Annotated in this window: 32 protein-coding genes and 1 tRNA gene; 13 read left to right on the top strand and 20 right to left on the bottom strand. The window is 37.5% G+C overall.

The window, feature by feature from the left end; translation table 11 throughout:
- The first annotated feature begins 1 nt into the window (after position 1).
- Together DNJ75_RS10995 and DNJ75_RS10990 are read left to right on the top strand one after the other, a co-directional pair.
- Positions 2–916, top strand: a complete 915-nt coding sequence (locus DNJ75_RS10995) for an LpxL/LpxP family acyltransferase (RefSeq protein WP_117003511.1) — start codon at positions 2–4, stop codon at positions 914–916.
- On the top strand, positions 916–1,524 hold the full coding sequence (locus DNJ75_RS10990; protein ID WP_117003510.1) for a DUF3261 domain-containing protein: 609 nt from the start codon (positions 916–918) through the stop codon (positions 1,522–1,524). The genes DNJ75_RS10995 and DNJ75_RS10990 overlap by 1 nt, the downstream gene beginning before the upstream one ends.
- A gap of 70 nt (positions 1,525–1,594) precedes the next feature.
- On the opposite strand, the gene DNJ75_RS10985 is transcribed toward DNJ75_RS10990, so the two are convergent.
- The 3 genes from DNJ75_RS10985 to DNJ75_RS10975 all read right to left on the bottom strand — a co-directional run bounded on the left by DNJ75_RS10985 (position 1,595) and on the right by DNJ75_RS10975 (position 5,237).
- The gene (locus tag DNJ75_RS10985) at positions 1,595–2,890 is read right to left on the bottom strand and encodes a sensor histidine kinase (protein WP_117003509.1); all 1,296 of its coding nucleotides are present in this window, start codon (positions 2,888–2,890) and stop codon (positions 1,595–1,597) included.
- A gap of 3 nt (positions 2,891–2,893) precedes the next feature.
- Positions 2,894–3,598 (bottom strand): response regulator transcription factor, encoded by a 705-nt coding sequence (locus DNJ75_RS10980; protein WP_117003508.1) that lies wholly within the window; start codon positions 3,596–3,598, stop codon positions 2,894–2,896.
- Positions 3,599–3,683: 85 nt separating this feature from the next.
- The gene (locus DNJ75_RS10975; RefSeq protein WP_117003522.1) at positions 3,684–5,237 is read right to left on the bottom strand and encodes a SulP family inorganic anion transporter; all 1,554 of its coding nucleotides are present in this window, start codon (positions 5,235–5,237) and stop codon (positions 3,684–3,686) included.
- 163 nt (positions 5,238–5,400) lie between these two features.
- On the opposite strand from DNJ75_RS10975, the gene parS reads away from it, so the two are divergent.
- Together parS and DNJ75_RS10965 are read left to right on the top strand one after the other, a co-directional pair.
- Positions 5,401–5,826, top strand: coding sequence for a type II RES/Xre toxin-antitoxin system antitoxin (gene parS / locus DNJ75_RS10970; RefSeq protein WP_117003507.1), 426 nt, complete (start codon positions 5,401–5,403; stop codon positions 5,824–5,826).
- Positions 5,826–6,290: an RES family NAD+ phosphorylase gene (locus tag DNJ75_RS10965; protein ID WP_117003506.1), complete on the top strand. Its 465-nt coding sequence runs from the start codon at positions 5,826–5,828 to the stop codon at positions 6,288–6,290. Before parS ends, DNJ75_RS10965 begins: the two co-directional genes overlap by 1 nt.
- A gap of 6 nt (positions 6,291–6,296) precedes the next feature.
- Here DNJ75_RS10965 and DNJ75_RS10960 read toward each other — a convergent pair whose 3' ends face one another.
- Positions 6,297–7,022, bottom strand: coding sequence for a DNA-binding protein (locus DNJ75_RS10960; protein WP_117003505.1), 726 nt, complete (start codon positions 7,020–7,022; stop codon positions 6,297–6,299).
- Between the two features lie 213 nt (positions 7,023–7,235).
- On the opposite strand from DNJ75_RS10960, the gene DNJ75_RS10955 reads away from it, so the two are divergent.
- The gene (locus DNJ75_RS10955; RefSeq protein ID WP_117003504.1) at positions 7,236–9,479 is read left to right on the top strand and encodes an NADP-dependent isocitrate dehydrogenase; all 2,244 of its coding nucleotides are present in this window, start codon (positions 7,236–7,238) and stop codon (positions 9,477–9,479) included.
- 72 nt (positions 9,480–9,551) lie between these two features.
- Positions 9,552–9,629, top strand: a tRNA-Val gene (locus DNJ75_RS10950).
- Between the two features lie 401 nt (positions 9,630–10,030).
- Here DNJ75_RS10950 and DNJ75_RS10945 read toward each other — a convergent pair.
- Both DNJ75_RS10945 and DNJ75_RS10940 read right to left on the bottom strand, forming a co-directional pair.
- Positions 10,031–10,531 carry a hypothetical protein gene (locus DNJ75_RS10945; protein ID WP_117003503.1) on the bottom strand — a complete coding sequence of 167 codons (501 nt, stop codon included), beginning with the start codon at positions 10,529–10,531 and terminating at the stop codon, positions 10,031–10,033.
- A 14-nt stretch (positions 10,532–10,545) separates the two neighbouring features.
- A complete protein-coding gene (locus DNJ75_RS10940; protein WP_117003502.1) occupies positions 10,546–11,181 on the bottom strand; it encodes a phage baseplate protein in 636 nt (211 codons plus the stop codon).
- A 364-nt stretch (positions 11,182–11,545) separates the two neighbouring features.
- Here DNJ75_RS10940 and DNJ75_RS10935 point away from each other — a divergent pair, with 364 nt between their 5' ends.
- Both DNJ75_RS10935 and DNJ75_RS10930 read left to right on the top strand, forming a co-directional pair.
- The gene (locus DNJ75_RS10935; RefSeq protein ID WP_117003501.1) at positions 11,546–11,950 is read left to right on the top strand and encodes a type II toxin-antitoxin system RelE/ParE family toxin; all 405 of its coding nucleotides are present in this window, start codon (positions 11,546–11,548) and stop codon (positions 11,948–11,950) included.
- Positions 11,943–12,251 carry a helix-turn-helix domain-containing protein gene (locus tag DNJ75_RS10930; protein WP_117003500.1) on the top strand — a complete coding sequence of 103 codons (309 nt, stop codon included), beginning with the start codon at positions 11,943–11,945 and terminating at the stop codon, positions 12,249–12,251. Before DNJ75_RS10935 ends, DNJ75_RS10930 begins: the two co-directional genes overlap by 8 nt.
- Positions 12,252–12,276: 25 nt before the next feature.
- Here the strand turns inward: DNJ75_RS10930 and DNJ75_RS10925 are convergent, their stop codons facing one another.
- The 12 genes from DNJ75_RS10925 to DNJ75_RS10865 all read right to left on the bottom strand — a co-directional run bounded on the left by DNJ75_RS10925 (position 12,277) and on the right by DNJ75_RS10865 (position 21,542).
- On the bottom strand, positions 12,277–12,567 hold the full coding sequence (locus DNJ75_RS10925; protein WP_117003499.1) for a hypothetical protein: 291 nt from the start codon (positions 12,565–12,567) through the stop codon (positions 12,277–12,279).
- Positions 12,564–12,830 (bottom strand): hypothetical protein, encoded by a 267-nt coding sequence (locus tag DNJ75_RS10920; protein WP_117003498.1) that lies wholly within the window; start codon positions 12,828–12,830, stop codon positions 12,564–12,566. The genes DNJ75_RS10925 and DNJ75_RS10920 overlap by 4 nt, the downstream gene beginning before the upstream one ends.
- Before the next feature lie 384 nt (positions 12,831–13,214).
- Complete coding sequence (locus tag DNJ75_RS10910; RefSeq protein ID WP_117003496.1) at positions 13,215–14,183, bottom strand: AAA family ATPase; 969 nt, start codon at positions 14,181–14,183, stop codon at positions 13,215–13,217.
- On the bottom strand, positions 14,180–15,079 hold the full coding sequence (locus tag DNJ75_RS10905; protein WP_117003495.1) for a toprim domain-containing protein: 900 nt from the start codon (positions 15,077–15,079) through the stop codon (positions 14,180–14,182). Before DNJ75_RS10905 ends, DNJ75_RS10910 begins: the two co-directional genes overlap by 4 nt.
- A complete protein-coding gene (locus DNJ75_RS10900) occupies positions 15,066–15,656 on the bottom strand; it encodes a hypothetical protein (RefSeq protein WP_117003494.1) in 591 nt (196 codons plus the stop codon). Before DNJ75_RS10900 ends, DNJ75_RS10905 begins: the two co-directional genes overlap by 14 nt.
- Entirely contained in the window at positions 15,653–16,132 is a 480-nt protein-coding gene (locus DNJ75_RS15675) for a carbon storage regulator (RefSeq protein ID WP_224742280.1), read from the bottom strand. Before DNJ75_RS15675 ends, DNJ75_RS10900 begins: the two co-directional genes overlap by 4 nt.
- Before the next feature lies 1 nt (position 16,133).
- A complete protein-coding gene (locus tag DNJ75_RS10890; RefSeq protein WP_117003493.1) occupies positions 16,134–16,388 on the bottom strand; it encodes a hypothetical protein in 255 nt (84 codons plus the stop codon).
- Between the two features lie 4 nt (positions 16,389–16,392).
- A complete protein-coding gene (locus DNJ75_RS10885; RefSeq protein ID WP_117003492.1) occupies positions 16,393–18,258 on the bottom strand; it encodes a tape measure protein in 1,866 nt (621 codons plus the stop codon).
- Positions 18,259–18,423: 165 nt separating this feature from the next.
- Positions 18,424–18,714: a hypothetical protein gene (locus tag DNJ75_RS10880; RefSeq protein WP_117003491.1), complete on the bottom strand. Its 291-nt coding sequence runs from the start codon at positions 18,712–18,714 to the stop codon at positions 18,424–18,426.
- A 13-nt stretch (positions 18,715–18,727) separates the two neighbouring features.
- Positions 18,728–19,453 (bottom strand): Rha family transcriptional regulator, encoded by a 726-nt coding sequence (locus tag DNJ75_RS10875; RefSeq protein ID WP_117003490.1) that lies wholly within the window; start codon positions 19,451–19,453, stop codon positions 18,728–18,730.
- Positions 19,450–19,668: a helix-turn-helix domain-containing protein gene (locus DNJ75_RS10870; protein ID WP_117003489.1), complete on the bottom strand. Its 219-nt coding sequence runs from the start codon at positions 19,666–19,668 to the stop codon at positions 19,450–19,452. Before DNJ75_RS10870 ends, DNJ75_RS10875 begins: the two co-directional genes overlap by 4 nt.
- 554 nt (positions 19,669–20,222) lie before the next feature.
- Positions 20,223–21,542 carry a tyrosine-type recombinase/integrase gene (locus DNJ75_RS10865; RefSeq protein WP_117003488.1) on the bottom strand — a complete coding sequence of 440 codons (1,320 nt, stop codon included), beginning with the start codon at positions 21,540–21,542 and terminating at the stop codon, positions 20,223–20,225.
- Positions 21,543–22,051: 509 nt separating this feature from the next.
- On the opposite strand from DNJ75_RS10865, the gene DNJ75_RS10860 reads away from it, so the two are divergent.
- The 5 genes from DNJ75_RS10860 to DNJ75_RS10840 all read left to right on the top strand — a co-directional run bounded on the left by DNJ75_RS10860 (position 22,052) and on the right by DNJ75_RS10840 (position 24,788).
- A complete protein-coding gene (locus tag DNJ75_RS10860; RefSeq protein ID WP_117003487.1) occupies positions 22,052–22,378 on the top strand; it encodes a type II toxin-antitoxin system RelE/ParE family toxin in 327 nt (108 codons plus the stop codon).
- Positions 22,368–22,643, top strand: coding sequence for a helix-turn-helix domain-containing protein (locus DNJ75_RS10855; protein WP_117003486.1), 276 nt, complete (start codon positions 22,368–22,370; stop codon positions 22,641–22,643). The genes DNJ75_RS10860 and DNJ75_RS10855 overlap by 11 nt, the downstream gene beginning before the upstream one ends.
- Before the next feature lie 142 nt (positions 22,644–22,785).
- Positions 22,786–24,171, top strand: a complete 1,386-nt coding sequence (locus tag DNJ75_RS10850) for a tyrosine-type recombinase/integrase (RefSeq protein WP_117003485.1) — start codon at positions 22,786–22,788, stop codon at positions 24,169–24,171.
- A gap of 46 nt (positions 24,172–24,217) precedes the next feature.
- On the top strand, positions 24,218–24,481 hold the full coding sequence (locus tag DNJ75_RS10845; RefSeq protein WP_117003484.1) for a type II toxin-antitoxin system HicA family toxin: 264 nt from the start codon (positions 24,218–24,220) through the stop codon (positions 24,479–24,481).
- Entirely contained in the window at positions 24,471–24,788 is a 318-nt protein-coding gene (locus tag DNJ75_RS10840) for a type II toxin-antitoxin system HicB family antitoxin (RefSeq protein ID WP_117003483.1), read from the top strand. Before DNJ75_RS10845 ends, DNJ75_RS10840 begins: the two co-directional genes overlap by 11 nt.
- On the opposite strand, the gene DNJ75_RS10835 is transcribed toward DNJ75_RS10840, so the two are convergent.
- Positions 24,763–25,452: a transaldolase family protein gene (locus tag DNJ75_RS10835; RefSeq protein WP_117003482.1), complete on the bottom strand. Its 690-nt coding sequence runs from the start codon at positions 25,450–25,452 to the stop codon at positions 24,763–24,765. The two genes, DNJ75_RS10840 and DNJ75_RS10835, sit on opposite strands and share 26 nt — an antisense overlap.
- Before the next feature lie 16 nt (positions 25,453–25,468).
- Positions 25,469–26,286, bottom strand: an 818-nt coding sequence (locus DNJ75_RS10830) for an MFS transporter (RefSeq protein ID WP_117003481.1), incomplete at its 5' end; no start/stop codon positions are given.

The following is a 26,286-nucleotide window of genomic DNA, read 5'->3' as shown; positions in this document are numbered from 1 at the left end:
AATGACAGAAAAATCACGTTTTTATGCTCCAAAGTACTGGGGTTTGCAGCTTGCCTTTCTTTTTTTGCGCGGCTTTGTCTATTTACCCTTTCGCTGGCAGATGAAAGTAGGCGCACTTCTTGGGCGCATGACTTATCCATTTTTAAAGCGACGTAAACAGATTACATTAACGAATCTCAAGATTGCTTTTCCCAATAAAAGTGAACAAGAGCTAGAGAACCTATGCAAAAAATGCTTTGAATCCATTGGTATCTCAGGGGTTGAAACGGCGATTGCTTGGTTTATGCCAAAAAAACGTTTTAATCAAATTAAGTTTGATAGCCATGGCATGCAGCATTTTGAGGATGCACATCATGATACTAAACAAGGTGCTTTAATGCTCGGTTCTCATTTTACTTGTATGGAAGTCATAGGTCGATTTATCGGTGAGCATTACAGCCCCTTTTATCTTGTTTACCAAAAGCATAAGAATCCGCTGTTTGAACAGGTGATGACAACATCGCGCCAATCCTATGTTAGTCAATGCCTACAGCGCAAAAATGTCGTATCCATTGTCAAAGCACTTAAAAAAGGTGGCTCGGTTTGGTATGCCCCCGATCAAGACTTTGGTGCAGAGCGTAGTATCTTTGTGCCTTTTTTTGGCAAAGAATGTGCGACCTTAGTGGCAACCTCGTGGTTAGCAGAGAAAACAGCTGCAAAAGTTGTGCCGTGCTATTATACGCGTAAGGCAGATCTATCGGGTTATGATATCTATGTATTACCTGCACTTGATAACTTCCCCTCAGGCGATGATTATCAAGATGCGTTAAGATATCATCATATTCTAGAGAAAGCGATTACGGATTTCCCTGATCAATATTTGTGGCAGCATCGGCGCTATAAGTCGCGCCCACAAGGTCAAGCGAGTATTTACTGATGAGAGATTTAGCTTATTTTCGTAATATCTTAATGCTGCTAATAGGTTGTGTATTGCTATCATCCTGCGCACTATTGCAAACTCGTGCAGTAAATACGCCACAGCTCGAGGTTTTCAAATCACAAAAGCTAAAATTGCCAACGCCTAATGAGCTTGATCTAAACTTTAATGTGACCCAAATTTTAAGCTCACAATATACCATCAAGGGCAAAAAAGAATCCTATGTTGCACAGGTTGAAGTGGAAGCATCAAAACAAAAGATTGTCATTGTTGCTGCTGCAGGTTGGGGTGGATCGATCTTCTCGCTTGTTTATGATGGGGCTTCTATTGATAGTAGCAGTCTGCCGATGCCGCATGCTGATATGGGGGTTAAGCAAAGTCTGGTTGATTTTATTTTTACCTATGCGCCAACAAAGGTTATTCATGAGATGCTACAAACAACTGATATTACAATGCAATCATATAAAAATCAGCGAAAGTTTTATTTGAATGATCAGCTAGTTATGCAGATTAACTATCAGAATCAGCAAGACCTATATGCAGATGTAAAACTTGAGAATTTTGTTTATCACTATCAAATAGCGATTAAGACGTTAAAAGATCGTTAAATTATGCACTCATCCGTTCCCTGAGTTGTGTCGAAGGGAATGTATGGCTTCGACTAACGCTCAGCCAATGTTAAATCGTAATCGTAATCGACAGCCCACAAGGTTGATTATTTTTAGCCTCAATGCGCCCACCGTGGCTCTCAATGATGTCTTTGGCGATAGATAGTCCAAGACCATTACCTTTAGAGGAAGAATTATCACCTTGTTGAAAGGGCAGGAAAATATCGGCTAATTGCGCAGATGGCACGCCTGGTCCATCATCGCTGATTTCAATGGTAAGCGTGTCTTTGTATTGCGTGAGTCGCACGCGGACTTTGCTGCCATATTTTAACGCATTATTAATAATATTTGTTAGCGCTCGCTCCATCTCCACTTGTGAGCCATGAATAAAGTAACGATCATAAATGGCAGAGAGTTGAATTCGCTTAGGATTATGTGATTGATAATCCTGAACAATGTCAGTAACGATTTGGCATAAATCAATGGTGCTTTTAGGGTGTGACAAATGCTTTTGTTTTGCATAATCAATCGTATTTTTTAAGATAAGATCGATATCATCAATTTGTTCAAAAATGCGCTCTCTCAATCCTGCATCTTCAATCTGATATAACATAAGATCAATACGTGTCAGTGGCGTTCTGATATCATGCGCCAAGGTTGCCATGGTTTTCATTTTGACTTCATTTAATGTCTGGATCTTAGCGATTAAGCTATCGATATATTGTGCGGATTTATGCAAGAGATGTAAGCTTGATTGTGTGAAAAAATTACCACGAATGGCAGGTAAGTTTAGTTGATGCTTTTGTTCAAGTTCAAACAGCCTATTCATCGCCAGAAGTAACTTTCGTCCATTAATCAGATAGATAAGTAAATAAAGCATTACCAGTAATTGTAGCAATACAAATGCTGTGGCAAACCACGGAAAACTAATCGCAGGTAAATAGACAATAATCCACTCTTTCAATTGATTCGAGTAAATCGAGATAATGTTATTGCGCCAGAAACGAATATTACTAAGCGCGTAATGCACTTGTTGCGAGTTAATTTGGAGATCATGACTATAGATATAATCAGAGCTGATTTGTGGCTTATCTGCAATCGTAACCATTACACGATTATTACTAAAGCGCGGAATAATGCTTTTTAGATATTTTTCTTCTTTGGTGGACAGTTTTAGGTGATCGATTTCAGTAATCAAATTAATTAAGTTAATCGCCTCAACGCGCTGATCTTCATTGTGATCAATATATGTGTTGGTGTAGAAATAACTAATCAGTACGATATTGATAATAAAGGCAATGAATAACAGTAAATTAAAGCGTAATCTAGATTTCAAGTTCGGTGAGTTTTTTCTAAGCTTCATCATCGGTTAATCAATCGTGATGTTGCTTTTTAAACTATAACCAATCCCACGCATGGAAACGATTAGATCATCACTGGCAATGCTTTCAAGCTTTTGTCGCAAGCGCGAAATTAAGGTTGAGATAATCCGATCATCGGCAGCAATCGGGCGGTTATAAATCACTTGTGCGATATCATGTTGTGATTTTGCTTCACTGTGATTGTCGTTGAGATAACTTAATAAAAGATATTCATTTTTATTAATACTAATACTTTGCTCAGTATCATGGCGTGAGAGTGTGAATGTCTTGCTATCAATGCGCCAGAGACTTTTGTCAGTATGTGTTTTAGGCTTGTAAGCAATTGAGAGAATATTGCGAATCTTGGCAATTAATAACCGGGTATTAAACGGTTTATGCATAAAGTGCAAGGCACCCAGTTCATAGGATAGAATTTCATCGATCTCATCATCAGAAGCGGTAATGATAATAATCGGAATATTGAGTGACTCGCAGATTCTGCGGCAATAGTATTTGCCATTTTCAAATCCAGGCATATTTAAATCAAGAATCATTAAATCAGCAGCAAAAGAGGTGAGAATTTCATCGGCTGCAGGTGGATTGGCAGCGTGTTGTACGTCGTATTGTTCACGTTCAAGAATATGTTTTAATTCTTGGCGAATAATCAGATCATCATCGACAATGATAATACGTTTTTTTTCAGTAGCTTGCATGGACTTGGTACTTCAGTACAATAATTGCCAATAATTATATCAGAATAAAATAAAGAATATGACGGTGAATAATGATTAACTGAAACTAACTAAGTTTATCGGTGGCAACATGATAATCAGGATCTTCAAGTACATTGACTTCAACGAGATTCCCTGCTTTGCCTAATAGCTCTTTGCATTCCAGACTTAAGTGCCTTAAGTGTAAGTTTTTGCCAAGGTTGCTATAACATTCGGCAACATAAGCAATGGCGTCAATGGCGGAGTGATCACTAACACGCGAGTATTTGAAATCGATAATGACTTCACTAGGATCGTTCGCTGGGGTGAAGAGGCTTTTAAAGCGCGTGCTTGAGCTGAAAAATAAAGGACCATGCAGAATATACTCTTTACTGCCATCAGTGTTGATTTTGGTTTCGGCATAGATATTTTTTGCAGTTTGCCACGCGAAGACAAGGGACGCTAAGATCACGCCAACAATAACCGCAATTGCAAGATCCGTCATCACGGTGATAACGGTTACGACGATAATGATAAATGCATCGTGTAAAGGAATTTTGCGAATGAATTTAAAGCTTGCCCATTCAAAGGTTTCAATCACGACCATAAACATCACCCCGACAAGGGCGGCTAATGGAATGATTTTAATCAGTGGCATGGCGACAACGATAAAAAATAGTAAAAACACAGCAGCCGTAATGCCAGATAAGCGTCCGCGCCCGCCGGAGCTGATGTTGATCATACTTTGACCGATCATCGCACACCCACCCATAGCTTTGAAAAAGCCCGAGATAATATTGCCAGCGCCTTGGGCAATACACTCTTTGTTGCCACGACCACGTGTTTTGGTGATTTCATCAATCAAGGTCAATGTCATTAACGATTCAGACAGTCCAATAATAGCCAAAATGAGTGCATAAGGTACAATAATCGTCAGTGCATGCCAAGTAAATGGAATATGTGGAATACTAAAAGCGTGGCTTACAATGTCTTTGCCAGTGCCGATCATGTCACCAACGTTTAAGATGTGATTACCTGGTAGTGGGATAAATAAGGCAATTACGGTAACAATGATAATAGCCGTTAATGCCGAAGGGATTGCCTTGGTAAATTTGGGTAAGAAATGTGTAATGAGCATGGCGAGTACGACAAGTCCAATCATTACATATAAGTCAATGCCTTGTAACCAAACTTTATGATCTAATCCAGTTGGCGTGTATTTGAACTGTTGTAATTGTGATAAGAAAATGACAATAGCAAGACCATTAACAAAGCCAACCATAACCGACTTCGGTAGCATACGAATAAACTTACCAAAGCCCAGAAGTCCTATAACAATCTGAATGATACCCGTTAGAATAACGGTGGCAAATAAGTAATTCATGCCTGTTATGGAGTCATTAGGAAAAAGCAGCATAATCGAAACCATAACGACCGCCATTGAACCGGTGGCACCTGATATCATGCCTGGTCTGCCACCAAAGACAGCCGTCATAAAGCACATAATAAAGGCTGCATATAAGCCAACAGTGGGGTTAACGCCCGCCACTAGAGCAAAGGCGACAGCCTCAGGGATTAGGGCTAAAGCGACAGTGACACCGGATAAGAAGTCGGTCATGTGTTTGCCATCTTGATTGGGCATTAAAAAGCGATTAACGCGTTGTAATAACATAAATATTAAAGATTGATTTTGTTGAAGTTGGCATTCTACTATGATGTCCCCCCAATGTCCTTGAATAATTGACTGGATTTTTTTGGCAAGTTGTCCTAATATTTTGGACAAGTTTCCATTTTGGAGTTGGGTTATGCAGTTAGTAGATAATTTATTAGGTCGTGCTAATTTTAAAAATAAACATATACACGCAGAGTCTGATTTATATGAAGAGATTAATCAAGGTATTAAGTCTGCAGCTATTTTGCGATTTGCCAAATCAAGTGGTTTAACAGAAGAAATTGTATCATCACTTATTCCGATTAATCGTAAAACCTATTTGCGTAGAAAAGAAATGGGTATGTTGGATGCAAAAGAATCTGATCGTTTGATATTGATTGCAAAAGTATATGCACATGCGCTTGAAGTGTTTGGTACTAAGGAAAAGGTTAATAATTGGCTTACAACAAAAAACCTTGCGTTAGGCGAAAGAACGCCGCTTGAGCTTCTCAAAAATTCTTTGGGTTGTCAGATTATTGATAATTTGCTTTATCGTATTTCCTATGGGATATATAGCTGATGATTGCTTGGCGTATTACGCAGAAGCAATTTGCAGATCCGCCTTTGAATGGTTTGGGTGGGCTCTTTGCTTCAGGTCGTTGGCATAGCCGTGGTCAGCAGATTATCTATATGGCGGAGTCACAATCCTTGGCTATTTTAGAATCGTTAGTGCATTATGATACAGCAAATGCACCGATCGAGCAGGTGATTATCTCAGCTGATATTGCTGCAGTGTCTTTGTTAACAGCAACAGACATTGGGTTAGATAATGACGATATTCGTGGCATGCATGTGTATGATCTGCGCGCTCTTGGTGATAACTGGCTTAAGCAAAAAACCAGTTGTGTACTGAAAGTCCCTTCAATTATTACGCCATTTGACGAGTATAATTATCTTATTAACCCCTTGCATCAAGACTTTGCCAAGATTAAAAAGATTAAGTTAACAGACTTTAGATTTGATAAACGCTTATTGAGATCGTGAGCTATGCTATGAACGTTTTTGCTCGGCTAATGCATTATTTGATTTTTCAAGCTGTTTGCGATAGTACTCAAGTGTTTGCTCGGATTCGCGCTTCAATTGACGAATTTGTCCATTTAAAAAAGCAATTTGCCCTTCTAAAGCATCACGCAAGTCTGAGATACGTTGAGTCGTTTGCTCTTTTAGTGTTTCTGCATAAATGCGCGCTTCTTTAGCAACTTGCTCGGCTGACTCGCGACGAGTTTGCTCTTTAACTAAAGCGGCATATAGCTTACGCACTTTAAGCTCAGGATTGCTTTCGTTTAAAATCATGCTCCACTCATCGGACATGCTGCTAAGAATGTCACTGCTTAATGCGTGAGAGCTCGTAAGAAGTGCTTGAATCATTGGATCTTGTGCCTTCATTGTACTAGTTACAGCTGACGGTTTATCGCTAACTGCCGCTTTTGCTTGAGGCTTTTCTTCAGGAGTTTTTGCTGCTTCTGTTTTCGCAGTAGCGGTGTTTTCTGAGATAGGTTGCATAGTATCTTCTGTGTTCTTTGTGGTTGTTGATTGTGCGGCTGTCTGATCAGTTGCACGCTCTTCACGCCACTGTTTTAAAAATTTACTGATAGTTGTTGGGCTGCCGCGACCAACTGTATCGCGCACATTATTTATGCTAGGCGTAGCGCCTTGTGCTTCTAGCTTACTAATTGCTTCGAGTATATCTTCGTAAGAAATGCCTGGACGAGCCATGGTTTGTTATATCCTTAATCGAGTAATTGATTTAACGAAAGTTTAAAGAGATTTTATATCTACAGGTTTATATCTACAATCCATGGCGATTATAGCAAGATATTCAATTGCGTCAAACATAAGATAGGCGTCAAGCATATATTTTGTTATGATAAGGCGCGAATTTAATGTAGCAATCACTGATTGATATCCACAATATAAGAGGACATAAGCATGAGCTCAACAAAGCTAATTTATACCCATACAGATGAAGCGCCAATGCTGGCAACTTATTCATTACTGCCGATTATTGAAGCGTTTACTAAGCCTTGTGGTATAGACGTTGAAACAAAAGATATCTCACTTGCAGCAAGAATACTTGCGCATTTCCCAGAGTCATTAACAACAGAACAACGTCATGAAGATGAGTTAGCTATTTTAGGTGAGCTAGCTAAAACACCAAATGCCAACATCATCAAGCTGCCAAATATCAGTGCATCAATCCCACAATTGCAAGCGGCAATTGCTGAGTTGCAAGCACAAGGATATCCGATTCCTGATTATCCAGTTGATGCCAAAACAGCTGAAGAAAAAGAAACAAAAGCGCGTTATGCTAAAGTGCTAGGCAGTGCCGTTAATCCGGTATTGCGCGAAGGAAATTCAGACCGCCGTGTAGCTAAGGCGGTAAAAGAATATGCCAAAAAACATCCGCACTCAATGGGTGCGTGGGATAAAGGCTCTAAATCACATGTCGCACATATGTCAGGTGATGATTTTTATGGTAGCGAAGTATCAACTGTTATCGCTGATGATACCAAAGTGAAAATTGTATTTACCGATAAAGCAGGACAAAGTGAAACACTTAAGTCAGATTTCCCATTATTAAAGGGAGAAGTCATTGATGCGTCTAAAATGTCGGTTAAAGCCCTAAGAGCATTCTTTGCTGAGCAAATTGATCTAGCGCAAAAAGATGACGTATTGTTGTCGCTACATATGAAAGCAACAATGATGAAAGTGTCTGATCCTATTATTTTTGGACATGCAGTGAGTATTTATTATCAAGATATCTTTAACAAATATGCAGATGTTTTTGCCAAACTTGGTGTTAATCCTAATAATGGTATTGGCGATGTTTATGCCAAGATTAAGAGTTTGCCAGAATCTGAGCAAGCTGCGATTAAACAAGATCTTGAGAATGTTTATAAGACGCGCGTTGAGCTTGCGATGGTTGATTCTGATAAAGGCATTACCAACTTACATGTGCCAAATGATGTCATTATTGATGCATCCATGCCGGCGATGATCCGCTCTTCTGGCAAGATGTGGGGGCGTGATGGCAAATTGCATGATACTAAGGCGATGATTCCTGATCGTTCATATGCTGGTGTTTACCAAGAAACAATTGATTTTTGTAAAGAACATGGCGCTTTTGATCCAACAACAATGGGTAGTGTTGCCAATGTCGGTTTAATGGCAAAAAAAGCAGAAGAATACGGCTCGCATGATAAGACGTTTGAAATCACGGCTGATGGTAAAGTTAGTGTTATCGATGCTAATGGCAATACGCTATTAGCACATGATGTTGAAAAGGGTGATATCTGGCGTATGTGTCAAACCAAAGATGTTGCGATTGAAGACTGGGTGAAGTTAGCTGTGTCACGTGCGCGCATCACCAACACACCTGTTGTGTTCTGGCTAGATGATAAGCGTGCGCATGATGCTAATTTGATTGCTAAGGTAAAAACATATCTTAAAAATCATGATACTAATGGTCTTGAAATACATATCATGTCACCTGTTGATGCGACGCGTTTCTCACTTAAAGCGATCAAAGCTGGTAAAGATGTGATCTCAGCAACAGGTAATGTATTGCGTGACTATCTAACCGATTTATTCCCGATATTGGAATTAGGTACAAGTGCTAAGATGTTATCGATTGTGCCATTACTAGCTGGGGGTGGATTGTATGAAACAGGTGCGGGTGGCTCAGCCCCTAAGCATGTACAGCAATTAGTAGCTGAGAACCATCTGCGTTGGGATTCATTAGGCGAGTTCCTTGCATTAGCTGCCTCTTTAGATGATTTGGCCAATAAAACAAATGATGGCAAAGTGCGCGTGTTAGCTGATGCACTAGATCAGGCAAATGCTAAGTTCTTGGATAAGAATAAATCACCATCACGTAAAGTCGGTGAGCTTGATAATCGTGGTAGTCATTTCTATTTGGCGATGTACTGGGCAGAAAGCTTAGCTAAGCAAACAGAAGATGCGCAATTAGCGCATGTCTTTAAGCCCGTAGCACAAGCACTTCAAGACAATGAAGCTAAGATTGTTGCTGAACTTAATGGAGCGCAAGGTGTTGCAGTTGATATCGGTGGTTATTATCACCCGAATGCGCAGAAAATTGAAAAAATAATGCGCCCAAGTGCTACACTTAATCAGGTTATCAATAACTTGGCAAAAGAGCCTGTTAGCGCTTAATTATTAAAGTTGGCAGAAAATCACGAAATGGGCTTGTGATTTTCTATAAACGAATTATAATCTCCGCTCATTGGTCGCTTAGCTCAGTCTGGTTAGAGTACTACCTTGACATGGTAGGGGTCACTGGTTCGAGTCCAGTAGCGACCACCATCTCCAAAGCCTTTTATATCAATGGTTTTATTGAAGTGTGAAATATGCACTATCGAATGGTTTATTTTTAAAAAACTCCAAATAGACTCCATCACTACAAAAGATATCTATTTTTCCGCGCCACTATCTTTTTTATAACAGTGGGGAAAAACCTTAGATATTTACGATTAATTCAGGCTTCTTTTTATAGGACACGGAAAAACCCTTTTTTATAGACTGTAAAAATTCCCCAATTATTTGCGCCTAACTGTGCGTTTCTTTTTTTATATTTCCGCAAAACTATTTATCATCATACACGCGTATGGCTTACAATCATCTTGAAAGCGCTCACACCACTAATTGATGGAATGAGGATTTAGGACGCTACATTTTTTAGTTTTCTCCAATTCTGGCGAATAATATCATTCAAAATCTTTTTTATGATAATTCAGCAGTAATACACCGCCCCCAATGACTTTTATGATATTAGTTACAAACCCCATCAACACAACGCCTACAGTAGAATATCCATTAAAGTGCAAGGCATCAATTATTAGCCAGTATGTACCAATTATAAGGCAAATAAAGCATAAGCCCAATGAAGCGTACTTGTACACATGCTTGTTACTTACCTTATGCCCAATAATACTGATTAATGAGAAGATAATCATAGTCCAATTAGTTATTGTATTAGCAATAATTTCATGCCATGCCCAAACTGATACATGCGTCATCATTTGCGTAAACCAACCTACACCAAATAGCAGCATTAGAAATGCAAATACAGTGTATGGGGTTGTTCTTTTTTCTACCTTAGCCACAAATATACCTATAAAAATTGTTATTGCTTCGTGTATCCACTCTAAGCCGCTTTCAGTTTTATGAATTAGTCTTGATAACCCAAATCTTAACCAGATCATCATGTTACTATCTAACTTTACAAAGCCTTTTGTGCATATTGACCAATTCCCTTAAGTATGGATAATGTTTTTTCTGCTGGCAATGTTGGTGAGTTTCGTGTACCACCGTTTACTTTTTCAGTCATATTTTTAACTGGGTTATTGTCACCCCTTAATACTGATGGGCTTAAACTTTTTGATGTGACTGTATTAAGCTCCGTCAGTTCAAGCTTAAACATGAGTGAGGTTCCTGTGTTCTTATCCATGCTGCTTGTATCAACTTCTGTGATAAGCATATTTTCGTACTTATCAACAGTCGTTATAACAGTTAAAGGCTCTCTGGCATTGGCTAATGCCTTAATTTGCTGCCATGCGGTTTTAACCTTTTGCGTGCTAACATAGCCTATTGAACCAAATAAAAAAGGAATTTCAGGCGTTAAGACTTTTAGATTAGAAACAAAGCCAGTAAGCGTTATTTTTGACGGTTTTTTATAAGCGTTATCAGTTATTGAGCTACCATCTTCAATTGGGTAATGCGTGGTTTTAACTTTGATTTTATGCTGTTCTGCAGTCCACAAATCAACACCTGTCATTACAATAATGTTATTTGAATCTTGCAGGCTTATATTCCCTTTGCCAAATATAATCCCCTCTATATCACTTATTAAAGGCATGCGGTTATCTCCAATTATTTAAATCAATTCATTATAACATTTGCTGTTTAATTCATCATCAAATTAAAATTGAAACATGGCTAATATAAGGATTTATTGAGCATTAGATTTGTGAATGCATACTGTCTTTTTGACAGTTAAGCATCCCTTTTTTATAAGAGATATAAATTACCTAATGAAAATGATAAAACAGCGCTATATGATGCATTATTACTAACAATATAATAGTTTTCACCAAATCGGGGGAAAACTCCCTTTTATAGTTTGCAAATATTCATTACATCAAATGGTTGGAGCTCCACTTTTTTGGGGAGCTTACTTTATTGAGTTATGGCTAATTGATTAAGTTGCATAATGTGTTACAATGTACTATATTGATTTACAAGGCACCATGTGTAGCTTGAAAATATATAAAACACTAGAATTTAAAAAATTAGCCATGAAAAACAATGTTGAAGATAAAAGCATTGTTGAAAGCGTTAAAGGTATGAAGTCTAGCCATGTAGCATTAGGCGCACACTTATATAAGTTTAGAGTTAGTATTAATAACAAAGGCAAAAGCTCAGGCGCAAGAGTTATAGTATCAATTAAAACAAATAATGCGATATTTTGCTTATATGCTTTCTCTAAAAACCAAAAAGCAAACTTAACTGCATATGAACTTAAAATTTATAAGAAATTAAGCAATTTTCTTCAGGGCTTAAATGAAGCACAAATAAATATTGCAATTAATACTGGAAAACTGATAGAGGTAGTAAGCCATGAGTAAAACAGCATCACAAGTAGCCCTTGATACCATAACAGACTTATTTGATATTGGCGTAGCATCTAAAACTACTATGCGCGAATTTGAACAGCTATGCATACCATCAGTTAAAGAGTATCAAGCAGAGGACATTAAAAATATTAGAATACGCGAACATATGAGCCAACCAGTTTTTGCAAAGTGCTTAAATGTAAGTGCTGAGGTATTGAAGAAATGGGAGCAAGGACTAAGAAAGCCTAGCGGCTCGGCATTAAAGTTATTGAATTTAATTGATGAAAAAGGCGTTAATATTATATTGGCTTAATTGATCCTTATCTAGTTATTAGCCATTAATTATCAGCACTTAGCCTTATGTATGGCATACTCTTAAATATCTCATTACATGCCACGGGATCACTAATAATGCACAAGCTCTTACTTTCATTCATGTAATAGCCATTATCTAGCAATCCTTTCCGATTGTATCTATCCAGTATGGCTTTGACTTTGTTATCGTTTTCAACACTCTTGCGTGGCTTATAAAGCACTATAACAGCATCTTTACTGTTGGATAGCCTAGTTATCAACTGCGAGCGATACTCTCGCCTTAACCTTAAATAGTCACTGTAGCCAATTCTCATGATATCGCCCCCTTTGGTTTGTTTAGTTCGTTACTTATCCATAAGTTAGCCTTACGCCTTGCATTATTTGCCTTCTTGTACTCAATAGGCGTGTCGTTGTATTCATCAATCCATATTTGACAATACTGCTCGATGATTGGTAACTGTGAAAACCATCGCGTATGGATAAGCTTTCTATTGACATAGGCAGAGTCTAATGCGGTTATTCCGTATGGCACTAAATCAGCCAGTGTTTTCGGTGTCGTTTTTTGATGTTCAGCCAAGTAAATTTCCCCTATAAATTGATGTCTTTTTGCCGTGTCTTTTTACTCATTTTTTGCCACGCTTACCATGGCAAAATGTGTGGATTCATTAATCATATTATTAAAAATTACATGCAACTTTTTCACCCCTAAAAGTTGCAGCACAAATAGCATCCAGTTGCAGTTTGTTGCAAAAAAAGTTGCAGTTGCAACTTCTATATAAAACAAGGGTTTGAGGCATGTTTTTTACCTGATACGGTTGCAGAAAAAGTTGCAGCGATTTTGAAAAAGTTGCAAGTTGCAGTCGCCTTAGTAACTGCAACTCTGCAACTATTGCGAAAGTTACTTTTATTTTTTCACGAAAAGCATGGCAAAATATGGTATATAATTTAATCATTTGACGCATCATAAAGGCTTTATAATTCCATCGCATTTTTCGTGATTTTGAATGATTCTTGTTACTCTATATTTTTCGATTCCAAACTCATTCGCTATATCTACTTTTCTTGATCCTGCTTTGTACATTGCTATCACTTTATCGTTTAAACCAGCGTCAATGTCATCATATACCCAACCATCTTTGGTTAAAGCTGCTTTAAACGGCTTGGCATCATCGCCATAGAATAAACGCGCCTTAGTGTAACTTACCTTAAAAGCTGCACCGTCCTCCGCGCTGTAGTCTTCTTCATGCTCAAGCTTCATTACTGTGCTTAGTACGTCCTCCTTCTTACTGGTTCCGCGTTGGTCTCCGTTCTTGTTAGAGTGATGAATAAATAAAACTGCTTTCCCCCTAGCTCGTAGCTTGAGCGCCCATTCTTGAACTGGTATCCAACTGTCCGCTTCGTTATCTCTGCCATTACGGCATAAGGTGCTAATATTATCCACTATGATTAACTCGGCATCGTTGACTGCTTCCTCAACCAAGCTTGTGCCCATTATTGTTGATAAATCAGGTGCTATTTTATCTTCTAGTAAATCTGGCGTTATAATGCTTAATGTATCGTTTGCAAGCCCTCGCCCTTTATCAATACTTTTTAAACGCTCTTGTAATGTGTAGGCGGGCATTTCCCCATCAATAAATAAAACTTTAGCCTTGTGTTGGGCTTCCCATTTTAGAAAATTGATCCCTCCAGCCACGGCATAGGCAATATTAAGGCTAACATGTGTTTTGCCTACACCACGCATGGCATAAATCATTGATAAACCTTGTTCCTCTATAATGGGGTGCAATAAAAAATTAGCTGGCTTAAGCTTTGTATTCAAAAAATCACCTAGCTTTATAGGGTTAATCGTTCTTTTTTTAATCTCTGTTTCTACTTGCTTTTTAAGCTCTAAAGCATTATCTTTCTGATTGGTAGGTTGTTTTGTATTCATGATAATTTACCTTTATTGATGTAGTAGTCGTTCCAGTCTGTGCCTTCTTCGTTTTCTTCAAACGGTGGCAGACTGGGATAACCACAAACTGCTTGTGCTGCTTCTTCTGATTTTTCCTTACCTATATTCGGTTCAAGGTGTCTATCATTATCACCAGCTATAATTATTCTTTTACTTGGAAAGATGCCCCTTATGGCTATTGAAACTGGTTTTAAGTTATCAGCATAAAAAGCACAATAAACGCCATCATTAGGTGACAACTGTGCTATTGTTGCAGCCGTGGCATACCCCTCGCAGATAATAATATCGCTTTCTTTGCTATCTTTTTTCGCCTCCCTCAAACAGTGGAAGCCACCTTGCGTCTTTCCATCTTTTAAAAAGTACTTTTCTTTGCCTGTTGGTGAGATTATTTGCAATGACTGGTATATTTGCTCACCTTTTTTATTTAACCCGCATATGGGTACTAATAAGGCGTTTTTAATACCCTGTAATTGATTTATTTGATATATCCCATATGGCTGTACTTTTTTCTTGATTAAATAGCCGTGTTGGGCATCTGCTAGCCTTGCATTGGCTAATATTTCTTTGACTTGGTGAGATATAGCAATATGTTTTTGTTCTTTCTGCTGTTGATACTGCAAATAAGCCTGTTCTGCTTTAAGTTGCATTTGCGCTCGCTCAAGTGGGGTTAGCTCCTGACTGTCATCAAACCATGTAAATTTATCCCCACTTATCCAGTCACCGAATACGGCATATTGCCCATCACCCACAACAACCAACCATGCGGACTTATTCCCCTTGGCTTTGTTAGGTGCAGCAAAGCGAATATAGCTGTTATACCTATTCACCTGTGGGGGTGTGTATCCATGTGCTTGCATATAATCATATAGCTGCATGATCCACCCCCTTGTAAGTATTATCAGCAAAACCAGTTAGCTTGCCGATAAAATAATCGCTTACTATCTCGCAGATAAATAAGCCATCGATTGAGTAATGTAAAAAGCCATTAAAATCATCATCATTGATTAACTGATTGATTGAATACTCTTTATCTGCTTTTGCTTGCTCGCATATATCTACCACAGAATAATATATGCCACCGTTATAGACTCTTTGACTTATCCCATTTGTTACAGTGACGAAATTTAATTGCTTTTGCTTTAATTCTTCCTTTAACTCATGTCGCAGATACTCAGTAAGTGTCTCGCGGCAATCTTTAAGTAACAAATAAGTATCAGCATCTAATTGGCTACTATCGATTGAATCAAGCCAAAAATTAAGATTCTCAAACTTTACTGTGTCAATATGATTAATGTTTGCATAGATATTGGAAGCCTCTAAATAACTAACCTCTAAATCTTTATCAAGAGTTAGCGCTTCTATGATGGAATCCATACCAACATAAAACACACCCTTGGCTTTATAAACTCTTACCTCTATATCACAAAATACAATCGCTCTGTAATCCATCATTTTGCACCCCCATTAGTATCTTTAGTCATTGGCGTTAGTTCCTCTCGTAAAATCATGACTTGAGGGGGTGCCTGAATACCTAACTTGACCGTTTGACCATCACAACCAAGATGGGTGATGACAATTGAATGACCGATATATATTTTTTGATTTTTTTTGCGTGTTAGAACTAACATGAGTATGGCTCCTTTTGTGATTTCCTTGAAAGCCAGGTGGTTCAAAACTGCCACAAAAGAAACAGCACGCATTATTTCCCTAAAAAGGGTATTGTATTGATGCGTCCACCCGACTATATGAAACCATGAGCCAATGAATAGCCATAAATTAGATATAATCGTATTGTGATTATCAGGTTTTACGGACTGATAAGCTCCGCTTTTGTGTTTTTGGGTTTTGAAGCCCGACATATTTAGCCAACTTTTGACGATTGGCACGCATGAGTATAACAAATCATTTTTGAATGTAAATTGCTGCATATTAACCCCTTAAAATATTTTCTAGTGTATTGGGTGGGGTTAAGGTGCTTTTATCTGTTAAATGCCCAGTATTGGCATCATTAACCACCTTACTATTGATTTTCGTTGACGATAGGGGGCGCACTTTCCATATTGGACAGTTTTTACATTTGCAAGCCTCTACTTGCTGCCTCCAAGTTCCTGCGCCATTGTCCAGTGGGTCATAAATACAGTCTTTACATTTATCGTTAATTGCTTTTCTTAATGATAATCCCATGTGGCTACCTCTTTATCCTGCTGTCATGATTCAATGCTGCGTTTTTAAATATGGCTTGCAATGATTGTGTTGATTGTCTAAATACATTTTGGGTCTGCATAGCAATCTGCTGCCCTAGCTCAGTGGATGTAGCACCATCAGCTTTAACATTAACACTCATGTGTTGTGTGATGTTTGGGGCAGTATTTGCATGAGTTGGAATATAAGATGGTGAATAAGACATTTGTAAAATATGATTTTGTGAAAGTAGCCCTCGCAAATTATCCGTGTAATGTTTAGTAGTCTTTGCAATGCTCCCAATCATATTTATAAACTTTAAATGTTCAATTTCTTTCATGTCAGACAAGTAAAGCGTTCCTGCTGCTTGTGCTGGTAAATTTTCAAATACCTTTTGTTTTGAAAAATCTGGCTTACCATCTTTGGCATGAAATCTAGTACTGTCTCCTAATGTTTTAGGAATAAGCATAGATGCTACTGCACTTGCTCTAGTTAAAAATATTTTTAAAGCTTCTCCTGCAACAGCCGTTATGCTCGCACCACCTGCTGCCGTTGCCGCTCCTTCTTCAACTGTTGCGCCTGTTTTTGCTACAGTTTCAGACGCTTTCAACATATCTTTAGCTTTTTTAATGCCAGTTATTGAAGCTGCAACCTTGCCCATGGCTTTTACAAAATCATAAGCTTTTTTTATCCCCCATGCGGCTGCTAATCCTGCTATAGCTTCACCCAGCAAGCGAACAGCATCGGTTACTTTAGGTAAGTGACTTGTTACATAGTTGATAAACTCATGTATTTTCTTGCGTAAATCCTCAATATCTTTTTTAGTCCACCCTATGCTTTGCAGCCAATCGCCAAATGCACTATTTCCACCATCTAAAAATACGTATAAATCCTGTATAATGAGTATTAAGGCTGATATGGCAGCAATCATGGGCAAAAATGGTGCTATAGCAATGGCTGCCAGAATGCCAAAACGTATTGCTAGCATGCTTAGGAATATCCCTATTGCTTGTGCAAATGCTTTTACCTTTTGCGCGTTCTTAGCTATCCAATCTGTTACTTGAGCAACTTTATCTGCTAATGAGTCTAAAATATCAGTAAAACCGCTTACCGCCCCCGATGTATCACCAAGCTGACCGAAAAATACAGATAGACTGTTTTTCAATGCCATAAATGCCTGTGGTATTGTTCTTGCTGTTAATTTGAATTGCTTAGTTACGTCAACATTTGCCTGTGTGAGTATTTTAATAAACTCTTTTGTTGAAAACTTATTGCCCTGCAGTGCATCAGTCCAAGTTGTACCAAGCTGTTTAAAATGTTTAGAAATAACTTGCTGCAAGGCTGGAACATCATTCATGGCTTGCTTAATTTCTTGATACCTAACCGTTGAGCCTTCGAGCGCCTTTGACATGTCCTGTATAGCGCGTTTTGATTGCGATACTTCGGTGCCATTAATCGCAAATATTTTGGTTAGCGTATCCATTACTTTTAGTTTTTCCGCATTGTTTGCAGCTTCGCCAAGAGAAACAGATAATTGTTGATATAATTCAGCATTGGCTTCTAATGATGTGCCAGTGGCATTTGATATTTTAAGAATTTGATCTGTTACATCAGTTAGTTGTTTTCCAGCAAGCCCAACAGATTTTAGTTTATTCTCAGTTATATCATACTCATTGTTTAACTCAACAATCTTATCAACAGCAAAGGCAGCGCCAACAAACTCAAGTGTGCGTTTAAACGCTTCCATAACTTCGTTGACTTCTTTTGTACGCTTCTCTAGGTTGTGCATTTCCTTTTCAGCTTTCACAACGCCAGTGGTGTCACTGTCAAATTTTAGCCATGTTAAAAGTGTATCGATTACAGTAGTTGCCATTTTAAAAGCTCCTGTGTTTTCTGGTGAATGAGCTTGCACTTGAACAGCACAAGCCTATTTGTTTTGTTTTTTAAATAAATTTTTACTATGAATGGATTGATAAAGGTTAAGACTAAAGACATAATGCAGTTGCTTGTTGTTCTGCGTCCATTTCTCTTATCTGATCTACTTAACCTTGAATATATTTTCAAGTGCATATTTCTTATGCTTATCAGATAAGTAATAGCGAACAGTCCAAGACCTTTTACCATTAGGCTTTGTGTAGCTGTATGGCTTATGCTCAATATCCCAACCATGCTTTTTGCGTAGGTGGTGTATAGCATGAGGTGTATTGATAAAATCTATTTTAGATTCAAGATCAAAACGATTAGGACTTCCGGCAACCAATAAATCAAGCACCCCCTTATAGTTAAAATCTAAAGTAGGGCAATCTTTTATTTCATATTCTTTACGCATAGCATAGCCCCCGTTACTTACGAAACTTGCCAAGATGATTTAAATCGTCATCTAAATCATGTTTAAACGCTTCGATTACATCAATATGATAAGCCTTTACTGTGCCATATTGCTCGTGTTCGACTTCTTGATGGCTATAACCCATCTGATTGGTTAAAAGCGATAATTTACGCCCTACAACTGAATACATGGTGTGCGTATTGATGAAGTAATCTAGCAACCAAGGAATAGCCTTTACTGCTTTATAGTTTTTACCTCTGCCTAGCTCATCCTCTAGCTTGTCAACTTTCTTAACCATCTGTGAAGCTGTATTCATAGCTGTTGCAGTCTTTTTATCGCTAATCCATGCTTTAGTATGTACGGCTTCGTTGCGTTCATATTCAAGTTGTTTGTTTTGCTCATATTGCAACGCCCAAGCTCTGGCTGCTTCTGCTGGATTGTTAAAGTTTGGTAAACTTGATTGCCCTTTAGCCTCTAGCTCTTGCCAGCGGTCAATAATCTTTGCTCGCATGGTGATGCTATAACCTGATACTAAAATCAGGCTTTCACGCTTTGGTAGGTTATATTCATCATATTTTCTATTGTTGGATTCATATTGACCAAGGTACAAATCTGTACCTTGCTTTAATTGTTCAAGCATAGCTCTAATATCACGCATTACTTGCTTATGCTCTTTATCACACAGCTCCGCTATCTCACGGCTTGACATGGTTAAATTACTTTTTGCTAACTCCATCATGCAGCACCACCGTTTTTTTGTGATGTACTTGCAAGCTCTCCAAACTGTGATAGCCATTCATCTAATGTTGATTTCTTGTATAATATTTTTCTGCCAATTTGCACATACTTTGGCGCCTCATGGCTCCATAACTTGCCAGTTGAGCGAGAGTTGCGTAATACAGCATTTGTTGTTTTCAAAAATTCAGCCGTTTCAGGCGTTGTTAAAAATGTCATATTTTTTTTCCTTATGTTAATTTAAGTAAATTTAAAAATTTGAATTAACTTAAGGAATTAGGGAAACCCGAGTATGAAACGTACTAAATGGGAAATGATAGATGTAGAAAATATACTATTAAACCCAAAGCAATATGCTCTGTAGTCTGTGATTGAATTATGATTGTGATTAAGATGGATTGGATGCAGCTTAGATAAGACTGCCAAGCCTTATCTGCCTTCTCTATTTCTCATTGTGTTTAAGGCATTAAATTAAAATAATTGCATGTATTTTATGTAATCATAATCACCTAGAACGTGACTTGCAAGTAAAAATTGAATCGAGCCAATGAAAAACATAATTATGACAGTTTTGTCAGTAACCACCCCCCCTTGCATTCTGAGTAAAACTCAACGAAATAATGCTGGTTACAAGTGATTTCGTTTATTTATTGCACAGAAAATCAATGCTATTGCTAGGTGTACCATTTGGTACGGGTATAAACTTTATTGGTTACATCGTGTGCGCGTACTGCTGCAGCTATGCAAAAAGAAATATGTTTATATTATCATAATTAAACAATGTATTGGTCAGCTTTATTGTCAGCTAAAGTATTTGTAATATTTGCAAAAGTATTGACCGCATTATCAATCATTTTAGGTTGTAGATGTCCGTAATGTTCAATAATCATTTTTACATCACTATGCCCAGTTAACTTTGTTATTGTTAATAGGTCTATGCCTTTCATGACAAGCCAGCTAATAAAATTATGTCTTAATGTATATGGCTGCAGCTGCTCTGGTAAATTTGCTAACTTCTTTATTTTTTTAAATGCTGCATTAATGGTGTTTTTATCTCGTTGCTTACCAGTTGTGTCACTTGGGAAAACAAGACCATTAGACGGATATTTATGTTGTTGATGCCATTGCTTAAGTGTCTTAGATAGCTGAGGTGGCATAATGAAAGTAATTGGATGCGGTTTGTGATTAGATGTTTTTTCAAGGACTTTAGTTATATTGTTAAAGGTAAAGTTTATATCTTCCCATCTTAAACTAATCACATCTCCATTTCTAAATCCAGTATAGAACATTGTTATTAACATGGGCTTTACATGGTCTACTAACAGAACATTATCAAGGCAAGGTAAGTATTTCTTCCCATGCTTTCGGCTATTAGTTCTCGCTATTCTTTTTTGATCTTGATAGCTATCAATTGCTTTTAAGAAATTATTCATTTGCTCAATTGTTAGATATGTCCTTTTTTCACGCCTTTGTCTTATCTCCTCAGTTGTCTCGTGCTCTTTGATGAGATTAACGTTAGCAATAGGGTTATTATATATATAGCCATGCTGATAGGCATGTTTGAACATTGCTTTTAATGTTCCGTAATCCCTTACAAGTGTACTGTGTTTAATTCCTATTTTTTTTTGTTGAGACTGCCAAGCAATAATATGCTGCTGTGACACCTGAAGCATATCTATTTTTAAAATTGAATTTCCAAATCTATTTTTCAAAATATTATAATTAGCCGTTTTATTTTTATTGGTATTAGCTAAATGTATTGGTTTGTAAATAGTTTCTAAGTATTCCATGCCAGTAATAGTTGTTTCATTCTTCTTGATTTTCTTTTCTTGCTGAATATCCACACCCTTTGCAATATCAGCAAGCTTTAATTGTGCTATGTCTCTAGCTTGTTGGGGTGTTATTGTTGGGTAATTACCAATCGTGTATGTTCTTCTCTTGTTTGAAGAATCTCTATAACTGATTTTATAGCTGGCACCTTGCTTGTTTTTTCTAAGGATAAAGCCATGTAGCTGTGTATCCCATAATTGTTCATCTTGTTTTGCAGATTTTATCCATGACTTGACAATTGAATTAGTAATTTTATTTTTCATAACTTAATACCTTTAAAACTCCAAATAGACTCCAAGGTTTATTGACCGTTAGTTTTTTCTATAAACCTTTAATTACAAAAAGAATGACTTGAAAACGTTAATAAATATTGATTCTAGGCGTTTATTTGCGATTATAGTAGTTAATCATAATATATACAAGATTTAAATTGTGATACCTTGACATGGTAGGGGTCACTGGTTCGAGTCCAGTAGCGACCACCATCTTTAAAGCCTTTTTTGTAAGAATTTCCAATAGTTTAAAAATTAAAATAACAGCTGCATTATTTTTATAAGGTTACAAAAAGGATCAATTATATCCTAGTGTGATCTGATGATTTGTGTAAATTTTAAATATTTGCTACACAAGGTTATGTGGTGCATTAGCTCAGTAAACAAACCGCGTCCGATAATTGCTTAATCCTCGCTGATAATTTTCAAATTAGCAATGCTCTTGATATTCTGCATTTTAACGTTATCATAAAAGATAACATTAAAAGAGGATGATCGAGATGTCTTTGATTGTAGAGTTTTATCCTGGAGTTGAAAGCAATGTTTTAGAGCTTCCGGATAAACTGCAGGCAAAAATGTTGAGATTATTTGATTTAGTGGAAGAACATGGGGCGCAGTTAGGAGAGCCTCATACTAAGGCGTTAAGCAATGGTTTGTTTGAGCTTAGAGCCAAAGCATTAGAAGGTATTGCTAGAAGCATATTCTGTTATGTTGATGGCAAAAAGATAATAGTTCTGCATGTTTTTGTAAAGAAAACCCAGAAAACACCAAAGAAAGAACTTGAGGTAGCTATAAGTCGAATGAAGGAGGTTAAAAGTGAATCTTAAACAGTTAAAAGAGCAAGCCTTTAAAAATGATAATGTCAAGCATGAATACAATAAGCTTGGTGCGGAGTTTGAGCTGATTAATGAGTTAATACATCTCCGTAAAAAATCAGGTCTTACTCAAGAGCAAATAGCTTTGAAGATGGGCACCACAAGAAGTAATGTGTGTCGGCTAGAGAAGCTTGGAACTCACCCAAAAGTCAGCACATTAGAAAACTATGCCAGAGCTTGTGGATTTAAGCTGGGGTTCAAGTTTAGTCACTTATAATCTGGCGACTAGACATGGGAGCATACTTTAAGGGTATTTTAAAATGATATTCACTATTTAAAACGTGCTGCATCTATTGATTTATAAAGATTTGAGTGATGTTGAAATAATTGATTCTGGCGGAGGGGAAGGGAGCGAAAGGATGTTTTTTGCCAAAATTCCAAAACCGTTTAACAGCGCTGAAACGATTGTTTTAAAAGGGTTTTGGTTGTTTATTGAAGTTTTCCTTTATGCTTGCAGCGAAGCATTTTTGACGGTATTATTGACGGTATCGAAAACGATACCGTCAGAGTGGGTTAGGAATATTTTAATGGCATTAACCATTGCACAGCTGAACGCGATTAAACCAAAAGAAAAACAATTTAAAGTTGCCGACGAAAAAGGACTATATATTTTAGCCAAACCTAGTGGAAGTTTATTATGGAGATTTGACTACCGATTTTCTGGTAAACGCAAAACAATGTCTTTAGGGTCGTACCCAGAACTATCATTAAAGGAGGCAAGAAAGGAGCGCGATCTTGCGAGGCTTAAACTTGATGATGGCATTGATCCGCAAACAGAAAAGAAAAAAGAAAAGCTAAGCGAGCAAAGCAAGGATACCTTTGGTTACTACTTATGGCGATGGTTTGATAAAAACCGAGTCAATTACACAGGGCGAAAAGTTGAAAAAGACACAAAAAGTAAAATTGATCGCCATATCGTGCCCTATTTATCTGATCGTAGAATCGAAGAAATCACAGTTAAAGATATAAAGCACATGCTTGATACCATAACATCACAAGGTGTTTATGAAACTGCTACGCGCATGCGAGGCATCGTTGAGAATGTATTCAACTTTGCAATGTTGGAAGAAGCATGCGTTAATAATCCGGCAGTAGCTTTTCGTGGATATGTTAAGAAGCCTGCGACAAAGAATTTTGCATTTACTGATGATATAAATACGATAGGGCAGCTACTGCGTGACATCGACGACTATAACGGTGACCCCGTTACAATGAGTGCCTTAAAAATTCAATCCCTTGTGTTCTTACGCCCAATTAATATTGTTGAAGCCGAATGGTCGCAAATCGACTTTAAAAAGAAACTGTGGACGATTGATGCGGAAAAAATGAAGATGCGCCGCAAGCATGTGATTCCGCTGTCAAAACAAGCGATTGCAGTCTTTAAACAGCTAAAAGAAATAAACGGGCATGTTAACTATGTTTTTTATTCTGAAAAAAGACAGTCACATTTGCATGTTGAAACAATGCGCAGAGCACTGCAAAGCTATTTAGGCTATGACGGCACGAAAAAAGTTAAAATGACAACACACGGCTTTAGACATATGGCGACCACATTGCTAAATAATAACAAGACTGCATTTGGCATTAATCATGACATTATTGAGAAGCAAATGGCTCATGAGGAGCGCAATAAAGTCCGTGCGGTATATAATCATGCAGAATACTTGCCAGAAAGAGCGAAGATGATGCAAATATGGGCGGACTATCTGGATGAGTTGAAGCAAAAGGCTATTGATTTACTGTAGTTTTGTGATTACACTTTATGGTACTAAAGTATGGTATTACTTAATAATGAAGGCAAAGCACAAAAAAGTATTAGATAGCATTTTTGAAAAGCCAGTAAATTCTTCTATACCTTGGAAAGATATTGAAGCATTAATGATTCACTTGGGAGCTGAAATATCTGAAGGAAGTGGTTCACGAGTGCGTATTGCTTTAAATGGAGTGAGAGCCGTCTTTCATAGACCTCACCCAAGAAAAGAAACTGATAAAGGCGCTGTTGTTTCTGTAAGGCGTATGTTAATTGAAGCAGGAGTAAAAGAGCATGAATTATAAAGGTTATATTGGGCACGTCGAATTTGATGAAGAGCTTGAAATGTTTGTTGGTGAGGTTATTAATACTAGAGATGTAATTACTTTTCAATCTGACACTGCTCATGGACTTAAGCAAGAGTTTATAAATTCGATTGAAGATTATTTAGAATTTTGCAAAGAGCGCAGTGAAGAACCTGAAAAACCATTTTCTGGAAAATTCAATTTAAGACTAACTCCAGAATTGCATAGAGAGATATATGTTGCTGCAAAGCACGCTGGCATGAGTATCAACGCATGGGTTTCTAACACCCTGAGGCATGCGTTGTAAATTGGTGACCAAACAAATCATCCTCGACAGTTGCCCAGTTATCGCTGAATATTTTCAATGCGTCAGATGTTTGCGCTGGTTCTTCGGAGAAAGCTCTTAAAACATCGCTTGGTGCAGTCACCGCTTGCGCGCCAATGTCCATGCTGTAGTAAATGTCATCAATGCTTTTTATGCTTGCCATCATTAATTTGCTTTTGCAATTGAAGCTATCAACAATATCAGCCATGCGTTGAGTTTCTTTTTGCCAGTCTTGATTTGATTGTTTAATGTGATTTAAATATGGCGCAATGTAGTCAACGTTGAGCTTGCAAGATGTAAGTACCTGTCCTGCTGTAAATACGGCGGTCGATAACACTGGAATATTCTCATTAACAAGCTCTTTCATAGCCTTAAACCCGCACTCATTGGCTTGGATTTTTATTATAAAGCGATGAGATATGGCTCTCAAATGGCGTGCTTGAGCAATAATTGCATCCGTATGAATTGCAGTAACCTGAACGCATATAGGCTGTTGGTTTACGGCAAGCAGTTTTTGCAGCGTGGTCAAGGGGCTTCCTTGACTGTTTGCTAATATCTTAGGATTGGTTGTGATGCCATTTATTAACCCTATGGCATCAAAATATGTAGCGTCGTTTAAGTCTGAACTGTCTAACCAGATTTCCATGGTGTTTCCTTATAATTTATATGGTTTGATTGCATGTTAAAGTTTGATGTTGATTTATGTTTTTCCATATGCTTAGTGTTGCTACAGTTCCGATTATGCCAATGATTGAACTTAAAGCAATTAGCCAAAATGGTAGCATTATCAAATTTGTAGAGTCTAAAATGAGAACAGATAATGCTGGAATTGGTGCGCTAAATATTGAATAACTAAGATTGTAGGATAGCCCAATGCTTCTACATCTAAAGTTTGCTTGAGATATTTCGGCTATTATAACAGTGTAGGTTGATGCGAGCATGCCAAAAAAGGCAAAAATAAGCATTAGCAAAAGAGTGTTTAAATGTCCATCGGTCAGTTGATTGTAAAATATATAACTAAGCAGGCAAATCAATAGTAATAAAAAGCAAAATAATATCTTTTTATTGACGCGGTCGCTGACTAAGCCGCCAAAAAGGCAGCCTAATATCATGATGCAAGAGCCATAGAAAATATGATCTGACAAAATATTTTTGCTCATTCCTAAATAAGTGCTGGCATAGCTGGGTAGAAATAAGAATAGCTGTGTGGTGAGTATAGCAGCGGGGGCTACTAGCAACACACCAATAGCTATGCTTGAAATAAAATGTTTTTTAGCTTTTAAATTCATAGGTTGCTGTATTAAAGCCATGAAGTCAGAGGTTTCATATAAGTTTTTTCTCAAAAAATAAATGATAATTGATAATGCAGCGCCAAACATAAAGGCAATTCGCCAACCATAGTCATATAGCATGCTTGATGATGGAATGTTACTGACTAGCATAAAAATGAAAGTGCTTAATAAAATACCCAATCCAAGAC

The organism is Cysteiniphilum litorale, from assembly GCF_003428165.1.
In the GTDB taxonomy this organism is placed as follows: domain Bacteria; phylum Pseudomonadota; class Gammaproteobacteria; order Francisellales; family Francisellaceae; genus Caedibacter; species Caedibacter litoralis.
Note: the sequence above shows the minus strand (reverse complement) of the source record. Positions and strands in the feature narration are given on the sequence as shown.

Bases quoted from the DNA above. Each gene is read 5' to 3' on its own strand.
- DNJ75_RS10885 (WP_117003492.1), bottom strand. From the start codon at position 18,258: ATGGCAACTACTGTAATCGATACACTTTTAACATGGCTAAAATTTGAC.
- DNJ75_RS10955 (WP_117003504.1), top strand. From the start codon at position 7,236: ATGAGCTCAACAAAGCTAATTTATACCCATACAGATGAAGCGCCAATG.
- DNJ75_RS15675 (WP_224742280.1), bottom strand. From the start codon at position 16,132: ATGCAGCAATTTACATTCAAAAATGATTTGTTATACTCATGCGTGCCA.
- DNJ75_RS10910 (WP_117003496.1), bottom strand. From the start codon at position 14,183: ATGAATACAAAACAACCTACCAATCAGAAAGATAATGCTTTAGAGCTT.
- DNJ75_RS10975 (WP_117003522.1), bottom strand. From the start codon at position 5,237: ATGCCCAATCAAGATGGCAAACACATGACCGACTTCTTATCCGGTGTC.
- DNJ75_RS10935 (WP_117003501.1), top strand. From the start codon at position 11,546: ATGTACTATATTGATTTACAAGGCACCATGTGTAGCTTGAAAATATAT.
- DNJ75_RS10985 (WP_117003509.1), bottom strand. From the start codon at position 2,890: ATGATGAAGCTTAGAAAAAACTCACCGAACTTGAAATCTAGATTACGC.
- DNJ75_RS10960 (WP_117003505.1), bottom strand. From the start codon at position 7,022: ATGGCTCGTCCAGGCATTTCTTACGAAGATATACTCGAAGCAATTAGT.
- DNJ75_RS10870 (WP_117003489.1), bottom strand. From the start codon at position 19,668: ATGACATTTTTAACAACGCCTGAAACGGCTGAATTTTTGAAAACAACA.
- DNJ75_RS10875 (WP_117003490.1), bottom strand. From the start codon at position 19,453: ATGATGGAGTTAGCAAAAAGTAATTTAACCATGTCAAGCCGTGAGATA.
- DNJ75_RS10940 (WP_117003502.1), bottom strand. From the start codon at position 11,181: ATGCCTTTAATAAGTGATATAGAGGGGATTATATTTGGCAAAGGGAAT.
- DNJ75_RS10905 (WP_117003495.1), bottom strand. From the start codon at position 15,079: ATGCAGCTATATGATTATATGCAAGCACATGGATACACACCCCCACAG.
- DNJ75_RS10945 (WP_117003503.1), bottom strand. From the start codon at position 10,531: ATGATGATCTGGTTAAGATTTGGGTTATCAAGACTAATTCATAAAACT.
- DNJ75_RS10900 (WP_117003494.1), bottom strand. From the start codon at position 15,656: ATGATGGATTACAGAGCGATTGTATTTTGTGATATAGAGGTAAGAGTT.
- parS (WP_117003507.1), top strand. From the start codon at position 5,401: ATGCAGTTAGTAGATAATTTATTAGGTCGTGCTAATTTTAAAAATAAA.
- DNJ75_RS10995 (WP_117003511.1), top strand. From the start codon at position 2: ATGACAGAAAAATCACGTTTTTATGCTCCAAAGTACTGGGGTTTGCAG.
- DNJ75_RS10860 (WP_117003487.1), top strand. From the start codon at position 22,052: ATGTCTTTGATTGTAGAGTTTTATCCTGGAGTTGAAAGCAATGTTTTA.
- DNJ75_RS10890 (WP_117003493.1), bottom strand. From the start codon at position 16,388: ATGGGATTATCATTAAGAAAAGCAATTAACGATAAATGTAAAGACTGT.
- DNJ75_RS10880 (WP_117003491.1), bottom strand. From the start codon at position 18,714: ATGCGTAAAGAATATGAAATAAAAGATTGCCCTACTTTAGATTTTAAC.
- DNJ75_RS10930 (WP_117003500.1), top strand. From the start codon at position 11,943: ATGAGTAAAACAGCATCACAAGTAGCCCTTGATACCATAACAGACTTA.
- DNJ75_RS10965 (WP_117003506.1), top strand. From the start codon at position 5,826: ATGATTGCTTGGCGTATTACGCAGAAGCAATTTGCAGATCCGCCTTTG.
- DNJ75_RS10865 (WP_117003488.1), bottom strand. From the start codon at position 21,542: ATGAAAAATAAAATTACTAATTCAATTGTCAAGTCATGGATAAAATCT.
- DNJ75_RS10925 (WP_117003499.1), bottom strand. From the start codon at position 12,567: ATGAGAATTGGCTACAGTGACTATTTAAGGTTAAGGCGAGAGTATCGC.
- DNJ75_RS10845 (WP_117003484.1), top strand. From the start codon at position 24,218: ATGAAGGCAAAGCACAAAAAAGTATTAGATAGCATTTTTGAAAAGCCA.
- DNJ75_RS10990 (WP_117003510.1), top strand. From the start codon at position 916: ATGAGAGATTTAGCTTATTTTCGTAATATCTTAATGCTGCTAATAGGT.
- DNJ75_RS10980 (WP_117003508.1), bottom strand. From the start codon at position 3,598: ATGCAAGCTACTGAAAAAAAACGTATTATCATTGTCGATGATGATCTG.
- DNJ75_RS10840 (WP_117003483.1), top strand. From the start codon at position 24,471: ATGAATTATAAAGGTTATATTGGGCACGTCGAATTTGATGAAGAGCTT.
- DNJ75_RS10835 (WP_117003482.1), bottom strand. From the start codon at position 25,452: ATGGAAATCTGGTTAGACAGTTCAGACTTAAACGACGCTACATATTTT.
- DNJ75_RS10850 (WP_117003485.1), top strand. From the start codon at position 22,786: ATGTTTTTTGCCAAAATTCCAAAACCGTTTAACAGCGCTGAAACGATT.